Source organism: Echinicola soli, from assembly GCF_006575665.1.
Lineage (GTDB): Bacteria > Bacteroidota > Bacteroidia > Cytophagales > Cyclobacteriaceae > Echinicola > Echinicola soli.
On record NZ_CP041253.1, the window covers coordinates 3,139,272 to 3,157,059 of the forward strand.

A 17,788-nucleotide genomic window follows, 5' to 3' on the forward strand; every position below is an offset into this window, starting at 1 on the left:
TTCAATTCAGCCCGGATCCTCCATTGGGCTATCATGTAGGTAGAATTTTCAGCGCCCTGTAAGGGCAGCTTAATCCTTGGAATTGAACAACTAGCAATTATGGGACAAAACCAAAACATATAGAACATTAGCATAAGATGATTGGAGGGGTAGTATTAATCGGGATACTTTATGCCGTGAGCCTATCGCTGTTGCGGCGGCTGAAGCGGAAGTACAGGGTCTTGAGCATCCGTACAATGACCAACCTGTATTGGTACCATATGCTTTTTGGTATTATTTATTATACCTATGCCATTTTCAGAAATTCAGATTCCCACGCTTATTTTCACGATGCCGCCACAGTAGAAAGTTGGTCGACACTCTTTTCCCACGGCACTCATTTTATCGAATGGATAGCCTGGCCCTTTGTGCAGTACCTCCATTTCAGCTATGAGATGATGATGGTGCTTTTTGCCTGGATCGGATATACAGGGTTTGTCTTTTTCTATTTGTTTTTCAGGGAAAACCTTCGGCTGAACATCAAGTTTAGAGGTTATGATGTGGTTAATTTATTGATGTTTTTGCCCAATATGCACTTTTGGACATCTTCACTGGGGAAGGGGAGCCTGATTTTCTGTGGAATTAGCCTTTTGGTTTTTGGGCTTTCATTACCGGGCAAAAGAAAAGTATACATTGTCCTGGGGGGATTTTTGACCTACTTTGTGCGTCCCCATATCTTTTTTGCCATTATGATCGGGATGGGGATGTCGTTTATGTTGGGAAGGGAAAAAATGCCCTTGTACCAAAAGATTTTGATTGCCATCGGCGGGATCGGGATATCGATCTTTATCTACGATGATCTGTTGGTATTTTTGAGATTGGATGAAGACAATGTGCTGGAGAGCTTTATGAACAATACCGCATTTATCGGTGGACAATTACAGCATGCGGGTTCAGCGGTGGATATGCAAGGCTATAGCCTGCCCGTAAAGTTGTTTACCTTTTGGTTTAGGCCGCTGTTTTTTGATGCCCCTAATTTTCTTGGGATTTTTGTGTCACTGGAAAACCTTCTGTACCTGGTGTTCTTTGCCAAGCTTTTTCAAAAAGGATTTCTTAAGTTCATCAAACAAGCTTCCGCTATGGTCAAAATGTCGGCCGTGGTGTTTTTGAGCATTTCATTTTCCATGACCTTTATTATGTCCAATTTGGGCATCATTATCCGTCAAAAAAGCATGATCATGTACTTTATGTTTTTTGTGATTGTCGCGTTCCTGGATTGGAAAAAAACCGAGACAATTAAAAGAAAAGTAAAACTGATGAAGCATCAGAAAGAGAAGGCGCAGTTAAAGGAGGAAAGAAGGAAGGCCTTTATTGATCATCCAACTCACTAGCAAGCAGCATTATGTCATTTTTGGTAATATCACTGGATTTTGAACTGCACTGGGGGATTTTTGACAAGGTCTCTGTGGCGGAGAAAAAGGATTATTTTAAAAAGACGATTGCTGTCATCCCGCAGGTCTTGGAGGTGTTTGAACGTTATGAAGTGGCCGCTACCTGGGCTACTGTTGGAATGCTGCTGACCGAAAGTAGGGAGGAATGGGAGCATTATCGTCCCGAAACTATACCTACCTACCGAAACCAGCAGCTATCTCCTTATCAATGGATTGCACAAAATGCTTACGATCCAGCGGTTCACAGCGGCTTTTCGTTGGTAAAGCAATTATTACAAACCCCAAATCAGGAACTGGGAAGCCATACCTTTTCGCACTATTATACCTGTGAGCCAGGGCAGCAATTGGAGCAGTTCAGGTCCGACTTGAAGGTAGCCAGAAGAATTGCGGAAGAAAAATGTGGGGTGGACCTTCAGTCATTGGTGTTTCCGCGAAATCAGTTTGACCAGGAAAGCCTAAAAATCTGCAAAGATGAAGGATTCAGCGTGGTCAGGGTGAATCCTTCCAATTGGTTTTGGAAAGCTCCTCAGCATGCCGGACTCGTGGAAAGGGTCTTCAGGACTGTAGATACATTGCTGCCGCTTGGTAAAAGAACATCTTTTCCTTTGGAAGCAGTATTGCCTGGGGAAGATTTTCCAGTCCAGTTGCCTGCATCGCGTCTTTTAAGACCTTTTAGTAAGACACGCAAACCATTAAATGTAGTACGAATGAACCGTGTCATCAGTGAGATGACATATGCGGCCAAGCACAATTTGGTTTATCATTTATGGTGGCATCCTCATAATTTTGGCCATGCCCCTGAAGAAAGTATGCTGGAGCTTTGCCAGCTGCTGGACACGTTTATAAAACTAAAGGGTCAATATGGAATGTGCTCTGTAAATATGGGGCAGTTGGCAGGGGAGCTTAACGTCCTAAGAAATTAAGCTGATAAATTTAGTTTTACATCTGTGGGAGGTTAATAATTTAAGCCTTAATTTGTGCGCTGATCAATAGTGTCTGTAGGTTAAAATATCCTTTTCTGCTGTGATAGGCTTACCATCAATCCAAAAAAAATATAAAATGAAGAGAACTTTCTTAACCATCTTTTTTATAGCGTTATGCTTTTCGGGATTTGCGCAAGAGACTCCTTATACTACCAAAAAGAATATTCCCTACTACGATGCCGCTGTTCGTGAGATGGACGATTATATCCAAGAGCGTTGTATGTTGGACCTCTATTTTCCTACTGATAAAGAAGGATTTCCCACCGTGGTGTGGTTTCATGGAGGCGGGTTGAGTGCAGGGCAGAAGGAAATTCCAGAAGCATTAAAGGAAAAGGGAATCGCTGTGGTAGGGGTGAATTATAGGTTATATCCCAAAATAGGTGCTCCAGCGTACATTGAGGATGCGGCGGCGGCCATTGCATGGACGATGAAGCATATTGAAGCTTATGGAGGCGATCCTTCATTGGTTTTTCTGTCTGGACACTCGGCGGGAGGTTATCTAGCGGCCATGGTGGGCATGGATAAAGCATGGCTGGCCAAGTACGATCTGGATGCCAATGATCTGGCGGGATTGATTCCTTTTAGTGGCCATATGATCACCCATTTTACCGTAAGGGAGGAACGGGAGATTGCTGGAACACAACCCATCATCGATGAATTGGCACCGCTCTATCATGTACGATCGGATGCCCCGCCGCTGCTGCTGATCACTGGCGACAGGGAGATGGAAATGCTGGGAAGATATGAGGAAAACGCTTACATGATGCGCATGATGAAAGTGGCCGGTCATCAGGAAACCACCCTTTATGAAATGGAAGGCTATGGTCATAATATGACCCATCCTGCATTTCCGTTGCTGCTGAATGAAGTGGATAGGATCGTAAAGAAATTGGAAGATAAAAAATCCGACTGAATGAGCGGCTAACCGGCATGTGGAATGCGAATTAATCGAGCAGGACATTTCAAATGCTCTGCTCGATTAATTTAACCTCCGCTACATATACCCTATCACCTACAGATCAATTCATCCATCTGGCTTTGTATACTTTCATATCAGGAAAGGCCAGCTTTTGCTCGGGCAAGTGAAAGCTTACATGATGCGTCCACCAGCTTTTTTCTGGAACGGTAAAGATAAATTGACCTGAGGCATCCTTTCCGATACTTTTGATGTTTTCTGCTTGTGGAAAATCTGCTATTTTTTCAAATTTTTCTTCCTCAATATCAAAGGTCCACGCACCGGTATGCTCCGTCATGAGGAAGTGTCTGCCATCAGGGACCAGCTGCAAATCATGCCCGCCTTCACCTGGTATTTTCCATTCTTTTTCCAGTACCAGCTTATCCGCTGAAGGCATTTTGTAAGCCCTCAATACATCGTACCCCAAAGCATAAAGCCGTTCATTCTCCTTATGCCAGACCACTCCATGGGCCGAGTACAAGCTGTCCTCAAAAATCACCTTTTCGGGCCGATGGATATCAAATAGCATGATTTTATTTCCGGTGCTGCTGGTAGATGCAGCCGCCACAAGTCGATCCTTAGGTAGGATTTCTACGGAATGGGCATTGGGAACGGTGGCGTAAAATTGGACTTTGCTGTCTTTGGTATCGATGAGCGCCACGCCGCCCGAAGATGACGAAACCAATAGCTGCTCACCACCATTGATGGCTTTACAATCGTCCATGGTGTTGAATCTTTTGGAGCGGTATTTTTCTGGAAGATCCTTTGCCTCATGTGCATCCCAGGTCCAAGCAATGGAAGGCGCTCCTGATTCCACTGATTTATGATAGTCCACCATCAGTACTTTGCTGTCACCACATACCAAGAGCATCTTTTCAGATTCCTTAGGCTGACAAAAGGATAGGCCAAAAGCCAAAACGATAAGCAGAAAAGGGATATAAAGCCGGTTTAGTTTCAACGGTATCTTAGATTTTGGTTTCCTTTTGCAATTAAACATTTTGATTGCAAAAGGAAAGATAAATCATTGAAAGTTTATCCGAAAGTGTATGAAGGTTACTGGTGAGCTAACTTTTCTTGGACGATTAGATTTGTTAAAAACCTTTCTGATCCTACATCATTCATCCAAATACCCAAGCTTAAAGGTTGGGTTGGTGTCATGCGCTGCCCTTAGAATTGAATCCATTTTTTGAACAATTTCGGGATGTTGGCCGGCCACATCGGTAGTCTCTCCCAAATCATTTTCCAGATCGTACAATTCGATGGTTTGATTGCCCTCCCGAATATTCCTTCTCACCGCTTTCCACTTGTCCATGCGGACCGCTTGCTTTCCTGCTTCACCATGGTATTCCCAATAGAGATGAGGATGCTTTTGCTGCTGATTATCATTGCCCAGTATAGTTGGGAGCATGGAGATGCCATCTCCGTTTTCAGGAGCATTGGTGCCGGCCAGATCTGCAAAGGTGGCCATGAAGTCCCAAAAGGCAGAGGGATGGTCATTGGTGCTGTTTGCCTGGATTCTTCCTGGCCATCTCATGATCAGTGGCACCCTGATTCCTCCTTCATACAAATCCCTTTTGATGCCTTTTAGCGGGCCATTGCTGTCAAAAAACTCCGGATCTCCACCGCCTTCGATATGAGGGCCATTGTCGGAAGTAAAGATGATCAGTGTATTATTGGCCATGCCAAGCGAATCCACTGTTTTCATGATTTCACCCACTTGGTCATCGAGTATTTTTACCATTGCCGCAAAAGCAGCATGGGGCTTTTCTTGCGAACCCAATCGCCCTTTCCGAAAACCTGGCCCCTCATCTGTACCCGCATAAGGTTCTCCTTCTTCTAGTTTACCCTCAAAAATAGCCATTTCTTTTGCTGGTGCAAGCAATTCAGCATGGGGAAGTGGGGTAGGGAGAAAGAGAAAAAATGGTTTTTTTTGGTTAGCCTCAATAAACTTTAATGCTTCCTGCTGCATCAATTCGGGGGAGTACGCACCAAACTCCCCAGCATCATTACCGTGGAGCATGATTTTCTCCTGATTGTCCCAAAGGTGGTCGGGATAATAATTATGGGCGAGCGATTGACAGACATAACCATAAAATTCATCAAATCCTTGGTTATTGGGTTCTCCTTCGGTAGCAGGGCCTCCAAGTCCCCATTTGCCAAAGGCACCGGTGACATAACCGGCTTTTTGTAACATTTCAGGCATGGTTACGATAGAGTCAGCAAGTGGAAACTGGCCTTCTCGTTCTCGGAAACCGTAGGGCGAAGGATCCAGGCTTCTGTTATCGCGGATGGCCACATGTCCCGTGTGCTGTCCTGTCATTAAAGTGGCTCGCGAAGGGGAGCATACGGCAGTACCTGCATAGTGATCGGTAAACAGCATGCCCTGTGACGCCAAGCGGTCAATATTGGGTGTGTTGAATTTTTGCTGGCCGTAGCAACTTACATCCCCGTATCCTAAATCATCAGCAAGGATAAAGATGATATTGGGAGGTGTTTCAGTTTGTTGTTTTTCGCGGGAAGCATTCTTGCTTTGGCACGCCAGCAGTGTAACTACCGACAAGCACATATAAAAGAGGCTATTTTTAGACTTCATAATTGGGTATTTTACTGGTGTCCGAGAAAACAATCGTCAAATTGAGAAAAATCAACTGTTTTCACCCCTAAATCCCCTAAAGCTCCCCTTTAGGGATGGGGGCCATTTTAGGGATTGGAATAAAAACCCTCAAATTTCGATTTAAAGACAGTTTTTGATCATATTTGAAATTTAATCGGACGCCAGTAGTTATTTCAATCATTCAATTTAGGTTTTACCGTTTATTTGATTGTCCTGTACTGTGATGAGATTTGTGGAATTGGAAAATTCTAAAATTCAAATATTCCATAACATATGGAAAATCATTGGTTTGTACTGCTTACATCTGTAGTATTCGCCAGAATCATATTTTATAAAATGACTATCGGTAATTTTACCCGTAGTGGTACCATTCCAAAATGTGATTTGGAAAGTTAAGAATTCCCTTGGTGAGACCGGTTTAAGAAAAATGAGCAGGCCGTTAAGAAAATGAATTAGCTCGTGTCGTGGAACAGCGAGATCCATTCATTTTCAGGCCGGAGCAGTTTTCTTAAATTAAATTGGGTAACGTATTGTCCTCACAGGAAAATTTGTTTTTCCCAATAGAAAGGTATCACCACAGGACTGTATTTTTGGCCCTTTTCATCAATGGAAATGCATAGCATTCATGAAGACCTATTGAAAGCTATTTCACACCTGAATAAAAGGACGGAAACACTATTTATTCAATTATGCTTGGCTACGTGTATGATTGCGCAGGCTCATAATTTTGATAATGGTTTTCATAACTCCAAAAATGAGTTATTCCTTCGTTCACCCCTCGGTTCCTAATCGATGCTAAATAAGTTAAGGAATAAATTAGCTATAGCTGGAAGGGTAAACACAGTTTTGGGTTTGAGGAATGGCCCCATCAGTGGTTAAACTACTTTCATCTTGATACCAGATACCAGCTACTTGATACTTTTCCCCTAGTCTTCTATCAATGGCATGATCATAATGTCACTTTCGGTCAGCAAACTGGAATTGAACAGCAGCCATTTGCCGTCAGGGCTGATAGAATGATGGGAATGTGCTTCGCTGGAAAAGGGGCTTTTGCTAGTGAGGCGATGTCCTGTGGTCAGTAGTGTTGTATTACTTGGGTTGCCATATTCGATGCGGTAAATATCGCCATTGAAGGTGTCTCCGACGATCCATTTTAGGTCAGTCGTTCCGGCAGTATGCCAATACCCTCCCCAGTCCTGCTGTCCGTGGAAGGTCAGTTTGTCCGTGCGGATATTCAATGAATAAATACCATTGTCCCCTTTTTGCAGCCTGTCCAAGTGGCCCATGATATTAAAACCAATGTGGTCTTTGTCAAGGAATACTTCATGGGTTACCCATGTTTCATCGGACTCATCATAAAGCGGGCGATTGGTTACCTGGCCATTTCTGTCGATGCTGGCCATCCAGATCCGCTGCGGTGCATCCCCGCCTGTTTCCCAGCAATACATCATTTCACCGGCTTTGTAGGGATTGGCTTGTAAATGACCGATTCTGAAAGGAACAGTGAGCATCTCAGAGATGTTTCCCGAAGCCAAGTCCACTTGATAAATAGAGGATTCACCGTCCATTACCCGGGTGGAAAAATAAAGACTTTCTTCATCATAATCCAAGGCCATACCGTTTGGATGCATGTTGGCATCTAATACGCAGATGACGTTTTCGTAGGAGGATTTATTGGCCACTCGGCCCGTACCACTGTCTTCCAGCAGTGTTTTCAGGTCAAGCCTTATTAGCGAATCATTGCGGAAATGATAGGCGAAATTTTCCTTCCAGCCAAGGTGAAAACCACTTCCATCATCTCCAGAAGCAATCTGAGTGATTTCATGGTTGTCCATTGATATGGCATAAGCCAGCCCTTTCCCCGAGCGATCCGATCGGAATACAATGTGTTTTCCATCAGGTGTCCATTGGGGATGGGTCTGGTAGATTTTGGAGTTTTGGTGCCTGGAAGTGGTCAGGGCAATGACCTTTTTCCCAGTCACTTCATCGTCAAAGGTGAAACTTTCGGCCGGAAAGTGCTGGCCAAAGGCATTGGCACCGACCATGTCAAAGGTCTTGTCCACGTTACTTCTGGGTGAGTAATCTTTCCCCGCTATGGTCTGCGAATGGCCAAAATGGGCCCCAAAGAGGCCCATGATGATACTGCCCGTCACCATGATTTTTTTCATGAACAGGGTAGAAAAGTTGGTGGTTAATGGTGTGATTTTCATTGGTATCCTTGGTTTTGTTGTAGATTAGGATTGGCATCGATTGCTGTACTTGGAATAGGGTAAAGTGTCCTGAAAGATTCGGAAGCTTTCTTAAATTCCCATGCGTCATTAAACTTGCCAAAGCGAATCAAATCCCTTCTTCTGGCCAGCTCAAAGGCCAATTCCCTGCCTCTTTCATTCAATATGTCTTCTAAGGTAACCGTGGTGAGCGTGGAAGCATTGCTTCGCTCTCGGACTTGGTTGACCAAGGTGGTTGCTTCTCCAAAATTCCCCTGCCTTGCCAGCGCTTCTGCTTTGATCAGCAGGACGTCTGCGTACCGGAAAAAGGCGATGTCATTACTGGCATTTCCGCCATTGGTATTAGGGTCGAGTCCCCATTTTATCCACTTGATGCCTGCATTCATAGGTTGGTTTCTGATGCCGGTGGCGGGGATGATTTCGTAAGGAACCGGGCCTTCTGACGAAGAGCCTTCACGATATAGGTTGCTGTTATTGTCTGGGACTACTCGCTCTACCATCACCACTTCCCCGTTACGAGGATCTTTCATCGGCCCGTGGCCCAGGAACATGTTTTTTCTGTCATCTTGGTCTTCATAAAGGTCAAAGATAGAGGGTCTGGTGCCAAAGCCATTTTGTGGGGTATAAGGCAATCCAAACAAGCCGCCACTGATCCCGGGAAGAACTTTCTGAACCAGTGGGTGGCCGATTCCCCCTGGAATATTGGGCGTATAGATGCCGCCGAAAATAAACTCTGCGTTTTCCTCATTGTCATGGACAAAATTGTCAAAGTAGTCCGGCAGCAACAGATAGGCTCCCGAGTTAATGACCATGTCGGCATATTCTATGGCTTTGTCCCACTGGGCGGTGCCGGTGTACACTTCAGCGTTAAGATAGAGGGTCGCCAAAAGGGTGTAACCAGCCTCTCTAGTAAACCGTCCGTAGTATTCGCTTCCCACTTCGGTTTGGGAAGGAAGGTTGGGAAGGGCGGTTTCGAGTTCAGCAATGATAAAATCTACTACTTCCGCTCTCGTATTTTGTGTCGGTAAGTCCAATGGGTCTACTTTTGGTGCGGTGAAAATCGGGACATTGCCGTATAGGTCCACCAAATAGAAGTAGGCAAAAGCCCTTAATGCCTGCAGTTCTGCCCTCGGCCCTTCGATGCCCTCCAGCCCAGAAGCGTCCAAGGCATCAATCAGCGCATTGGCTTGGCCTACGGTGCCAAAAAGGGTGTTCCAAGTGCCCGCAATATAGGCGTGAGTGGCATCCCATTCATGCTCCATCAGCTGTTCAAAATCACTGTTTGCCCACCAGCCTTGGATTTTACCATGGACGACCACTTGGTCAGCAGACAGTTCCAGTGTCCTGTATTCCGCGCCCATCCCGGTAATCTGGGCAAAGTTTCGATAGACTCCGGACAGAGAAGACAGTACTTCTTTTTCATTGGAGTAAAAAGTCTCCGGTGTGTAGATGGAGTACACTTCTTCGTCAAGGGAGCAGCTACCCAATGTGCCCAGCACTAATGCGGAAGCGAGGGTAAGCGTTTTTTTATAGCTATTGATAATATTTTTCATTGTGAGTTGATTTTAACGGTTTTAAGATCACTTTCCTTGGCAAGTATCAGAAGGCAAAGCTTCCTCCCAACATGAATACACGCGGGCGTGGATAAGCCAAGTAATCGATACCAATGGCAGCATTGCCACCACCGTTTGTATTGGTCCGTACTTCTGGATCGAAACCACTGTAACCGGTAATTACAAATAGGTTTTGGCTAGTGACGTACAGTCTTGCCCTTTTTAGAAAACCAACTGCCGAGACATCGAAGTTATAACCTATGTTAATATTGTCCAGTCTCAGGTAGCTGCCATCTTCAATCCATCTTGAGGAGAATTGAGCGGTTTGGTCCCTGCTTACTCCGGAATTCAGTGAGGATTCCAGGATATTGATACCGGGAGTGGAGTTGGTGTAGGAAAATTCCGCGGCTGTGTTGTTCAGTACATCATTGCCCACTACCCCCCGCAGGGTCAAGGAAGCATCAAAATTGTTCCAGGTGAAGCGATGTGTCATTCCGTAGATAAAGTCCGGGTTGGCGTTTCCGATCACAACAAGGTCAGCACCATCAACCCCATCTTCGTCGAGGTAAGTTTCCATGCCATTCTCGTCTATGCCCGTGTACTGGCGGCCATAAAAGGTGCCCAGTGGCAATCCCGGTTTGATGATTTGCGAAAAATCCTTCGGTGTGATCACACCAGACAAGGGGGAAGTTCTGATTTCGTCCCTCGAAAACTGCTCATTGGAGAGGGAGGTGACTTCATTGCGGTTACGGGAGAAGTTGACGTTCATGTTCCATGTAAATGAACGATCGATCATCAGGTCGGCATTTAGCGAGACCTCAAGCCCTTTGTTTTCCACTTCGCCTACATTGGCCCATTGAGTGTTGACCACCGATGGTGCTGCCGTAGAAAATTGGAGCAAAAGGTTGTTGGTGAACTTCTCGTAATAATCGATGGTACCGGTCAGACGATTTTCCCAAAAGCCGAAGTCAACACCAATGTTCAGCTGATTGGTCTGTTCCCATTGCAGGTCAGGATTGGCATAGTTGGTGGGAAGGACACTAGGGATCGCCTCACCTCCCAAAACGTACACGGCAGATCCGGCGATACCCAGTTGCTGACGATAAAGGTCATTGGGGATTTCCTGGTTACCGGTCACCCCATATCCCAAACGCAGTTTCAGCTGATCGAAAGCACTTGATTTCATGAAATTTTCCTCGGCCATGTTCCAGGCAAAGGCTCCGGAAGGAAAAAGTCCCCATCGGTTGTTTTCACCAAACCGGCTGGAACCGTCGTTTCTCAGGGTAAAGGTAAACAAGTAGCGGTCCTTTAGCCGGAGATTGGCACGACCAAAGACCGATGCCAGCCTGTTTGCAGACTTATATGAAGTATTGGAAAGAATATTTCCAGATTGGATCAAATTCCATTTTACCGAAGAAGAAACAAAATTGTTGGCCTCTGTAAATGTATATTCGGTCACAAAACGCTGAAAGGAATATCCTCCAAGTAGGTTTAGGTTGGTGTTATTGCCCAGGTCTTTGTTGTAGGTCAATGTCGCTTCCATAACCGAACTGTAATTTTTCAGCTTGTTGATGGAAGCTCTTCCTCCATCGGTTTCTCCTGAGGGATGCGTAGACGGCATATTGGTAAATCGTTCCACATATTGGTCGTTATGGCCCATGTTTATCCTGAAAGTAAGCTCGTCCATAATGTCAAAGGCCACATCCACATTTCCCAAAAAGAGGTTAGTGTTACGCTCATCGTCCACTTCTACCCACGAAACGGGGTTGATCCGGAGCTCACCGATTTGGTAATAAGAGCCATCGGGATTGGTAACAGGTAGGGTAGGCGCCCATCGGATGGCATCTTTCAGGATATTGCCGCCCTCGTTGTTGATATTCGAAGAAATGGGAGTGTTGTCCTCGGCGGTTTTACCATAAGTCATATTGATGCCCAGTCTCAACCTCCCTTCCAGGGCTTTGTGTGTACCGTTAAAGCGGGCGGTATATTTTTTTAGGCCAGAGGAAAGCAGGATCCCTTGCTGGTCAGTATAGCCCAGGGAAGCCCGGAATGTACTGGCTGCAGAACCACCGCCAAAAGCTACATTGTGGTTTTGGCTTACCGCCGTTCGGAAGATCTCGTCCTGCCAAAAGGTGTTGGCACCCTCGTCTGGATAATTTAGCCCATTTGATTCGGCATAATCCCGATATTGGTCAGCTGACAGTACGGGCAATGTTTTGCGGATGTTGGAAACTCCGACATAGGTGTCGTAGGTAAGTGTCTCACCACCGCTTTTGTTTTTAGTAGTGATGATGATGACACCATTAGCCCCTCTGGAACCATAGATGGCCGTGGCAGAGGCATCTTTTAGGATATCGATGGACTCGATATCGGACGGGTTGATGGAGTTTAGGGGATTGGTGCCTTCAGAAGAAAATGGAGAACTACCTTGCATGGAAGACACGAAATTATTGGCAGAATTAAACTGCATGGGTACTCCATCGATGACATACAGCGGTTCGTTGCCTGCCGAGATGGAATTGACCCCACGAATCCTGACCGTGGAGGCTGCTCCGGGCTGGCCACTGTTCTGGACGATGTTTACTCCAGCGACTTTTCCTTGCAGCAATTGTTCCGGAGCCACCGACATGCCGGTGTTGAAGTCTTTTTCTCCCACGGAGGAAACAGCTCCCGTGATGTCCTTCTTGCGTTGGGTACCATATCCTACCACGACTACCTCACCAAGCTGTTGAAGGTCGGCTTCCATCGTGATCGTTAACGTGGTCTTGTCACCTACAGCCACTTCTTGCCTGACAAAACCGATAGAACTGAAAATCAGCACTGCGCCTTCATCTGGAATTTCCAACGTGAATTTCCCATCAATATCGGTTACCGTGCCTGTTCCCGAGCCTTGCAGCAGTATACTTACACCAGGGAGTGGCTCGTTGTCTTCACTGGAAACCACCGTTCCGGTGATTACCTTCTCTGCCTCATTGATACCATTGACGGTGATCAAAGGCTTTTTGTTCATAGTGGTAGCATAGGCGTCTGAAATGCCCAAACTACACGCCGTGGATAGTAAAGCAAGCAAACTTTGCCTCCAGGGCAATCTTAGGGTAATTACTTTTTTCATCTGGTTAATTGGGTTTAATGATAATTGGTTAACCTTTAACTTTATGTATTTTCCAAGGTATTCAATGATTTTTAAGAATCCGTTCTGGACTGTGATGTATGAAAAATGAGTATAAGTGGTGTAAAATGACTTTTTTTGGCCTGATTAAGGTGATGAAGGGGAGAATGGGTGCTTGATACTAAAAATGCCTTTGCTCCAAAATGGCCCACCTAACCTTCCCCGCAGGGTGAGGAACTAATTTTTTCACTTTGACTTTGTCACGTTCTGAAATTACTTGACACTTTTTCTCTTACTTTTTTCTTCAAAACCGTCACTGCGATCTTGTCTGGAGCCAAGCAGGCTTGTCTGGAGCCATAGGCAGGCTTGTCTGGAGCCATAGGCAGGCTTGTCTGAAGCCAAGCAGGGAGGAACGACGGGGCAGTCTCATCTCAAGAGAAGGAGATTGCTTCACTCCGTTGCTCTGCGTTCGCAATGACGTTTCAATACTCATATCTCAATACTTGATACTTTATTCTCTCTTCACCATCCAAGCTCCCGCAAGAAGGGGAAATAGCATAAAGAGGCTTTTCATACGCATCATGATGCCCAAATTGCTGAGGATGTTCATGTAGACCAGTGAAGAGGCCAAGAACAGTATCAGGCCAAACTTTAAAAATAAGGGTAGGTCTTTCCAGTTACTTCTTTTGCTTTTAATGGCCATTGCCAAGAATCCCCCCATTAAAATAAGGTTTTCAAAGGAAGCCAAAAAGGAGGTGGTATTGTGTGCATCCAAAAACAAAGGTCTAAACCAAAAGGTGAATAGCCGCATAAAAAAAGAGTAGTTGGCCATGTCCACGGAGGAACCGACTCCTTTGCCTGAAAGCATGGAGAATTGGTGATGAACGATTTGTTGGATGGCTTCTAGGCTGAAATGCTCCATCCCCACGTACCAGAGCAACGCAGGGAAGGCTGCCAATGCCACAAGAATACAGGAAATGCCCCACCGGAATTTATATTTCTTGGAACTGCCAAACAGCAATGCGGCAAACCCAAAACTAATGAGGACAAGCCAGGCAAAATAAGTCCTGACCATAAAGATCAGCAATATTCCGATAAGGGCTCCCGTCCACTTTTTCTTGCTGATCCCCATTATGATCAAGACCAACGCAAAAAAGCACAACGCTTCCTTACCTATTCCCCCCGTCCAAAAGTGGAGGTTGGGAAGATAAAGGATGTACACTGGCCATGGCAAGCCGAGAAATGATTTCATACCTTGGTAGTCCCTGGTGAGCCGTATCAATAGCCACCTGAATCCAGTATAGCTGAGCATCGCGTAAAGGAAGAATCCAGAGAGCATATCCCAACCAAAATAGCGGGAGGGGATATAGTTTAGCCAATACATAAAAGGATACCCTATTCCGAAATAATCCCACCAACCATTGGCATCAGGGTTGGCCAGAGGGCCGTTAAGGTTCCAGTAAACAATGGCATCTCCGCCAAAAGCAGTCACATACCGATAAAAGAAATAGCTAAAGCCCAGGTGATAGACCAGTAAGATGTGCAAATGGGCGGTTTGCTGAAAAGTAAAGCCATTTTTCCGTCCCAAATAATGATTGGAATAAAACAGAAGAAAACTCAATGTAAGTAACAGTAAGGCCTGAATCATAGCGGTGGCAATAACATCCCGTACAAAAGTCAGGTATTGAAGTGAAAAAAAATAGCAGAGGCTGAAATATTCCCCTTGTTTCCCCCTATTTTAGTCCAATGCATTTGAGAGAAGCAACGCCGACAGACCATGCTGCGATAGTAGGTTTATTAAAATGTTCTCTGGGAGAAACCATGCTGCCGAAGAGCTTGGATTTATGGCAATGGAAGCATGTGGACAATCCTTTTGGCGCATCACCGGTCCTCGTGGCGGAAGAACAGGACGATATCGTTGGGGTGCGGGCTTTTATGCAGTGGGGATTCTCACAGAGCGGCCAATTTATCAAGGCCATAAGGGCAGTGGATACAGCGGTTCATCCTGATTATCAGGGTAAAGGGATTTTTAGAAAACTGACCCATACATTGACCCAAGCATGTCGCCAAGAGGAGTATCAATTTATTTTTAATACCCCAAATTCCAAAAGCATGCCGGGCTATCTCAAGATGGGATGGCAAAAGCGGGGGAATCTACCCATAAAAATGGCTGTGGTAAGACCTTTTGGATGGTTTTCAGGAAGAAAATCTGGAGAGTCCAAGGAAAACATTCAGCAGGATTGGCCTGCAAGCTTACTAGCAAAGGTGTCTTCTGCTGAGATAGATGGGCTGCAGACGTGTATTTCTCCCGAATTTATCCAATGGCGATATGTACAGAATCCGCTCTTTCGGTATGGCTGGTTTTCTGATGGGGAGAGTTACCTGTGCATTTTCAGGATAAAGCCACACCAGCGATTTCAGGAATTACGGATATGTGAATTGCTCCCGTTGGGCAATGCCAGGAAGTTCGATGCAAAAGATTTTAGTAAGCAATTAAGGCAGCAGGTCAGTGCCTATCGCGTCCCCGTCATTACATTTTCAGGTGAGTCACCGGTTTATTTTCGATCTTTTGGGGCGTATCGTTTTTTTTCTGTTTCCAAAGGTCCCATGGTCACACTCCGGAACTTGGGCCTGGAGGATCAGCAGTTTGATGAGCTGTTTGCTCCGCAGGGCCTGGCGTTCAGCTTAGGGGATCTTGAGCTTTTTTAGGGGGATTGAAAAAGATGCTATTTGGTTTTAGCAATAGCTAAGAACCTGAGTTCGACCATAAAATTGATACCAATCCGTCATACGACAACCGGAGGGAGGAAGCAATCTCGTATTCTTAAGACGGGACTACCGCGTTCCCGATATAGCTATCGGGACAGGCTATGCTTCCTCGCAGTGACGATTTTTAAATCGAATTGAGGTTAAGAAGCTATTACGGGTCAATGAATCTTTACACTATTGACTTTCGGTAGATTTTGTAAATTGGTGTTTTTAGAGATTAATAATGTGTGATTCTTTGATATTTTGAAATAAAACAATAAAAACTTCCATTTTAGTGAGGTTGTTTTGGTACTTTCCCCCCTCTTTCTAATAGAAGATGCCCAAAAACCGCACAACCATGAAACTAACCCAAAATAATACCGTGAACGTTACGGATAGTGCTTCCTCCCTCAGATCCGAAGATCATAACCAGGCAATGGTGATCTTTACGGACAAACCTGACAGTGAGGTCTGGCGTGCATTTAAGAAAGGAGATGAGCCTGCATTTAACTATATCTACAGAAAGTTTGTCCCAGTACTTTTTAATTACGGCTACCAAGTGTGCAAGGATGACGGAATGGTCAAGGATTGTATCCAAGGGCTTTTTATGGATCTGAGAAGAAAACGCTCCCGATTGGCGGAGGTAAGGAGCATTAAAGGATATCTTTTCACGATTTTTTACCGCGAACTGGTCAGGCAACTAAAGAGCAAGCAAAACCAGGTATTTGAGCCAATTGACTCGAATGAAGGCATCTTTCCGATCGAGGTGTCCCATGAAACCAAGCTGATCAGCAAGGAGTGGGATGATGAGATCAAAGCAGCACTTTACAAAGCTCTCAATAAACTTCCTTCCCGTCAGCGGCAGGCACTTTTGCTCCTTTATCGGGAAAACCTATCCTATGAAGAGATTGCTCAGGTCATGGAATTCAAAGAGGTCAAAACCGCCCGTACACTCGTATACCGTGCTATTTCCAGTATGAAATCTTTACTGAAAGTAGCATAAGGGAAAATAAAAAGCATAACCCCTATTATAATTGAATATGAAATACAAAGATTTTGATACTGAGGATTTTTTGCAAGATGAGTTCTTCATTACCTGGGTAATGAAACCGGGTGAGGAGACCAATCATTTTTGGAAAAAATGGCTGGAAAAGTACCCCGAGAAGAGAAGGGTGGTGGACAAGGCCAGTGCAATCATCAGGTCCATTGGCTATGAAGATGAGCGAGTGCTTTCGGATGATTTATACATGGAAATGTACGAAAACATCATCCAAAAAGAAGAGACAGAGGAGGTGAAAAGAGGAAAGGTCTTTACTTGGGATTTTTGGAAAAACCTAGCGGCAATCCTTTTTCTTGCGGGTTGCTTTTATTTAGGATATGAAGCAATCAATACCAAGCCTCCCAAGAAAGCCATTGAAACGGAAATGGTCAAGCGTAATAACCCAGCAGGGCAGAAGTCCACCATCACCCTACCGGACGGTAGCACAGTCCATCTCAATGCAGGAAGCGCTTTGGAATTTCCTGACCGTTTTTCTGATTCCCTGCGCTTGGTGAAACTGACGGGAGAAGCTTTTTTTGATGTGATAAAAGACAAAGACAGGCCTTTTGTGATCATATCAGGTGATAATCGTGTAAAGGTTCTGGGAACAACCTTTAATGTGAAACAGGAAAAGGATTTTTCAGTAGCCTTGGTGACAGGGAGTGTGGAAGTAGCCGATGACAAAGGCAACAAGGTTTTCCTAAAGCCCAAAGAGATGATGGTCAAAGAAGCCAATGGCATGATATTCAAAAAAGAGTTTGATCCATTGGAAGTAATTGGCTGGAAGGATAAGTACTTGGTGTTTAAAAATGACTCCTTCCAAGAGGTGAGAAGGAAGCTGGAAGCTTGGTATGGAGTGGAAGTCCACAATACCATTACATTGCCCAAAGACTGGTCGTATTCTGGGGTATATTATAAGGAGACCTTGGGAAATGTGATGGAGGGCATCAGCATTGCTTCTTCATTTCAGTACACTATCGAAAATAAAACAGTCACTATCCAATAACCCAAAATAACCATCTTATGAAAAAGCACTTCACAGATTCCAGTTAGAGAGAAGGCAGAAAGAACTGCCCTTCTGCCTTCCTGCCTTTGCGTCGATCGCCAAATCTGTCAAAGGCAAATTCCA

At 45.0% G+C, this 17,788-nt stretch carries 12 protein-coding genes; 6 read left to right on the top strand and 6 right to left on the bottom strand.

The window, feature by feature from the left end:
- Nucleotides 1-137 precede the first annotated feature (137 nt).
- From FKX85_RS12530 to FKX85_RS12540, 3 genes are all read left to right on the top strand, one after another.
- Nucleotides 138-1,370: a hypothetical protein gene (locus tag FKX85_RS12530; RefSeq protein WP_141615052.1), complete on the top strand. Its 1,233-nt coding sequence runs from the start codon at nt 138-140 to the stop codon at nt 1,368-1,370.
- Between the two features lie 11 nt (nt 1,371-1,381).
- Nucleotides 1,382-2,353: a polysaccharide deacetylase family protein gene (locus FKX85_RS12535; RefSeq protein WP_141615053.1), complete on the top strand. Its 972-nt coding sequence runs from the start codon at nt 1,382-1,384 to the stop codon at nt 2,351-2,353.
- Nucleotides 2,354-2,489: 136 nt separating this feature from the next.
- Nucleotides 2,490-3,326 (top strand): alpha/beta hydrolase, encoded by an 837-nt coding sequence (locus tag FKX85_RS12540; RefSeq protein WP_141615054.1) that lies wholly within the window; start codon nt 2,490-2,492, stop codon nt 3,324-3,326.
- A 106-nt stretch (nt 3,327-3,432) separates the two neighbouring features.
- Here FKX85_RS12540 and FKX85_RS12545 read toward each other — a convergent pair whose 3' ends face one another.
- The 6 genes from FKX85_RS12545 to FKX85_RS12570 all read right to left on the bottom strand — a co-directional run bounded on the left by FKX85_RS12545 (nt 3,433) and on the right by FKX85_RS12570 (nt 14,520).
- Nucleotides 3,433-4,326: a DUF6528 family protein gene (locus FKX85_RS12545; protein WP_141615055.1), complete on the bottom strand. Its 894-nt coding sequence runs from the start codon at nt 4,324-4,326 to the stop codon at nt 3,433-3,435.
- Nucleotides 4,327-4,482: 156 nt separating this feature from the next.
- Nucleotides 4,483-5,961, bottom strand: coding sequence for an arylsulfatase (locus tag FKX85_RS12550; protein WP_141615056.1), 1,479 nt, complete (start codon nt 5,959-5,961; stop codon nt 4,483-4,485).
- Nucleotides 5,962-6,908: 947 nt separating this feature from the next.
- Nucleotides 6,909-8,192 carry a TolB-like translocation protein gene (locus tag FKX85_RS12555; RefSeq protein WP_141615057.1) on the bottom strand — a complete coding sequence of 428 codons (1,284 nt, stop codon included), beginning with the start codon at nt 8,190-8,192 and terminating at the stop codon, nt 6,909-6,911.
- Nucleotides 8,189-9,763: a RagB/SusD family nutrient uptake outer membrane protein gene (locus FKX85_RS12560; protein ID WP_141615058.1), complete on the bottom strand. Its 1,575-nt coding sequence runs from the start codon at nt 9,761-9,763 to the stop codon at nt 8,189-8,191. Before FKX85_RS12560 ends, FKX85_RS12555 begins: the two co-directional genes overlap by 4 nt.
- Before the next feature lie 46 nt (nt 9,764-9,809).
- Nucleotides 9,810-12,875, bottom strand: coding sequence for a SusC/RagA family TonB-linked outer membrane protein (locus FKX85_RS12565; RefSeq protein WP_141615059.1), 3,066 nt, complete (start codon nt 12,873-12,875; stop codon nt 9,810-9,812).
- 508 nt (nt 12,876-13,383) lie between these two features.
- Nucleotides 13,384-14,520: a hypothetical protein gene (locus tag FKX85_RS12570; RefSeq protein WP_141615060.1), complete on the bottom strand. Its 1,137-nt coding sequence runs from the start codon at nt 14,518-14,520 to the stop codon at nt 13,384-13,386.
- Nucleotides 14,521-14,624: 104 nt separating this feature from the next.
- Here FKX85_RS12570 and FKX85_RS12575 point away from each other — a divergent pair, with 104 nt between their 5' ends.
- From FKX85_RS12575 to FKX85_RS12585, 3 genes are all read left to right on the top strand, one after another.
- Nucleotides 14,625-15,581 (top strand): GNAT family N-acetyltransferase, encoded by a 957-nt coding sequence (locus FKX85_RS12575; protein ID WP_168196259.1) that lies wholly within the window; start codon nt 14,625-14,627, stop codon nt 15,579-15,581.
- 397 nt (nt 15,582-15,978) lie between these two features.
- Nucleotides 15,979-16,623 carry an RNA polymerase sigma factor gene (locus tag FKX85_RS12580; RefSeq protein WP_141615062.1) on the top strand — a complete coding sequence of 215 codons (645 nt, stop codon included), beginning with the start codon at nt 15,979-15,981 and terminating at the stop codon, nt 16,621-16,623.
- Between the two features lie 37 nt (nt 16,624-16,660).
- Nucleotides 16,661-17,665, top strand: a complete 1,005-nt coding sequence (locus tag FKX85_RS12585; RefSeq protein ID WP_141615063.1) for a FecR family protein — start codon at nt 16,661-16,663, stop codon at nt 17,663-17,665.
- Nucleotides 17,666-17,788 lie beyond the last annotated feature (123 nt).

Excerpts from the sequence above, each read along its gene's own strand:
- FKX85_RS12530 (WP_141615052.1), top strand. The coding sequence starts at position 138 with ATGATTGGAGGGGTAGTATTAATCGGGATACTTTATGCCGTGAGCCTA.
- FKX85_RS12535 (WP_141615053.1), top strand. The coding sequence starts at position 1,382 with ATGTCATTTTTGGTAATATCACTGGATTTTGAACTGCACTGGGGGATT.
- FKX85_RS12540 (WP_141615054.1), top strand. The coding sequence starts at position 2,490 with ATGAAGAGAACTTTCTTAACCATCTTTTTTATAGCGTTATGCTTTTCG.
- FKX85_RS12550 (WP_141615056.1), bottom strand. The coding sequence starts at position 5,961 with ATGAAGTCTAAAAATAGCCTCTTTTATATGTGCTTGTCGGTAGTTACA.
- FKX85_RS12555 (WP_141615057.1), bottom strand. The coding sequence starts at position 8,192 with ATGAAAATCACACCATTAACCACCAACTTTTCTACCCTGTTCATGAAA.
- FKX85_RS12560 (WP_141615058.1), bottom strand. The coding sequence starts at position 9,763 with ATGAAAAATATTATCAATAGCTATAAAAAAACGCTTACCCTCGCTTCC.
- FKX85_RS12565 (WP_141615059.1), bottom strand. The coding sequence starts at position 12,875 with ATGAAAAAAGTAATTACCCTAAGATTGCCCTGGAGGCAAAGTTTGCTT.
- FKX85_RS12570 (WP_141615060.1), bottom strand. The coding sequence starts at position 14,520 with ATGATTCAGGCCTTACTGTTACTTACATTGAGTTTTCTTCTGTTTTAT.
- FKX85_RS12580 (WP_141615062.1), top strand. The coding sequence starts at position 15,979 with ATGAAACTAACCCAAAATAATACCGTGAACGTTACGGATAGTGCTTCC.
- FKX85_RS12585 (WP_141615063.1), top strand. The coding sequence starts at position 16,661 with ATGAAATACAAAGATTTTGATACTGAGGATTTTTTGCAAGATGAGTTC.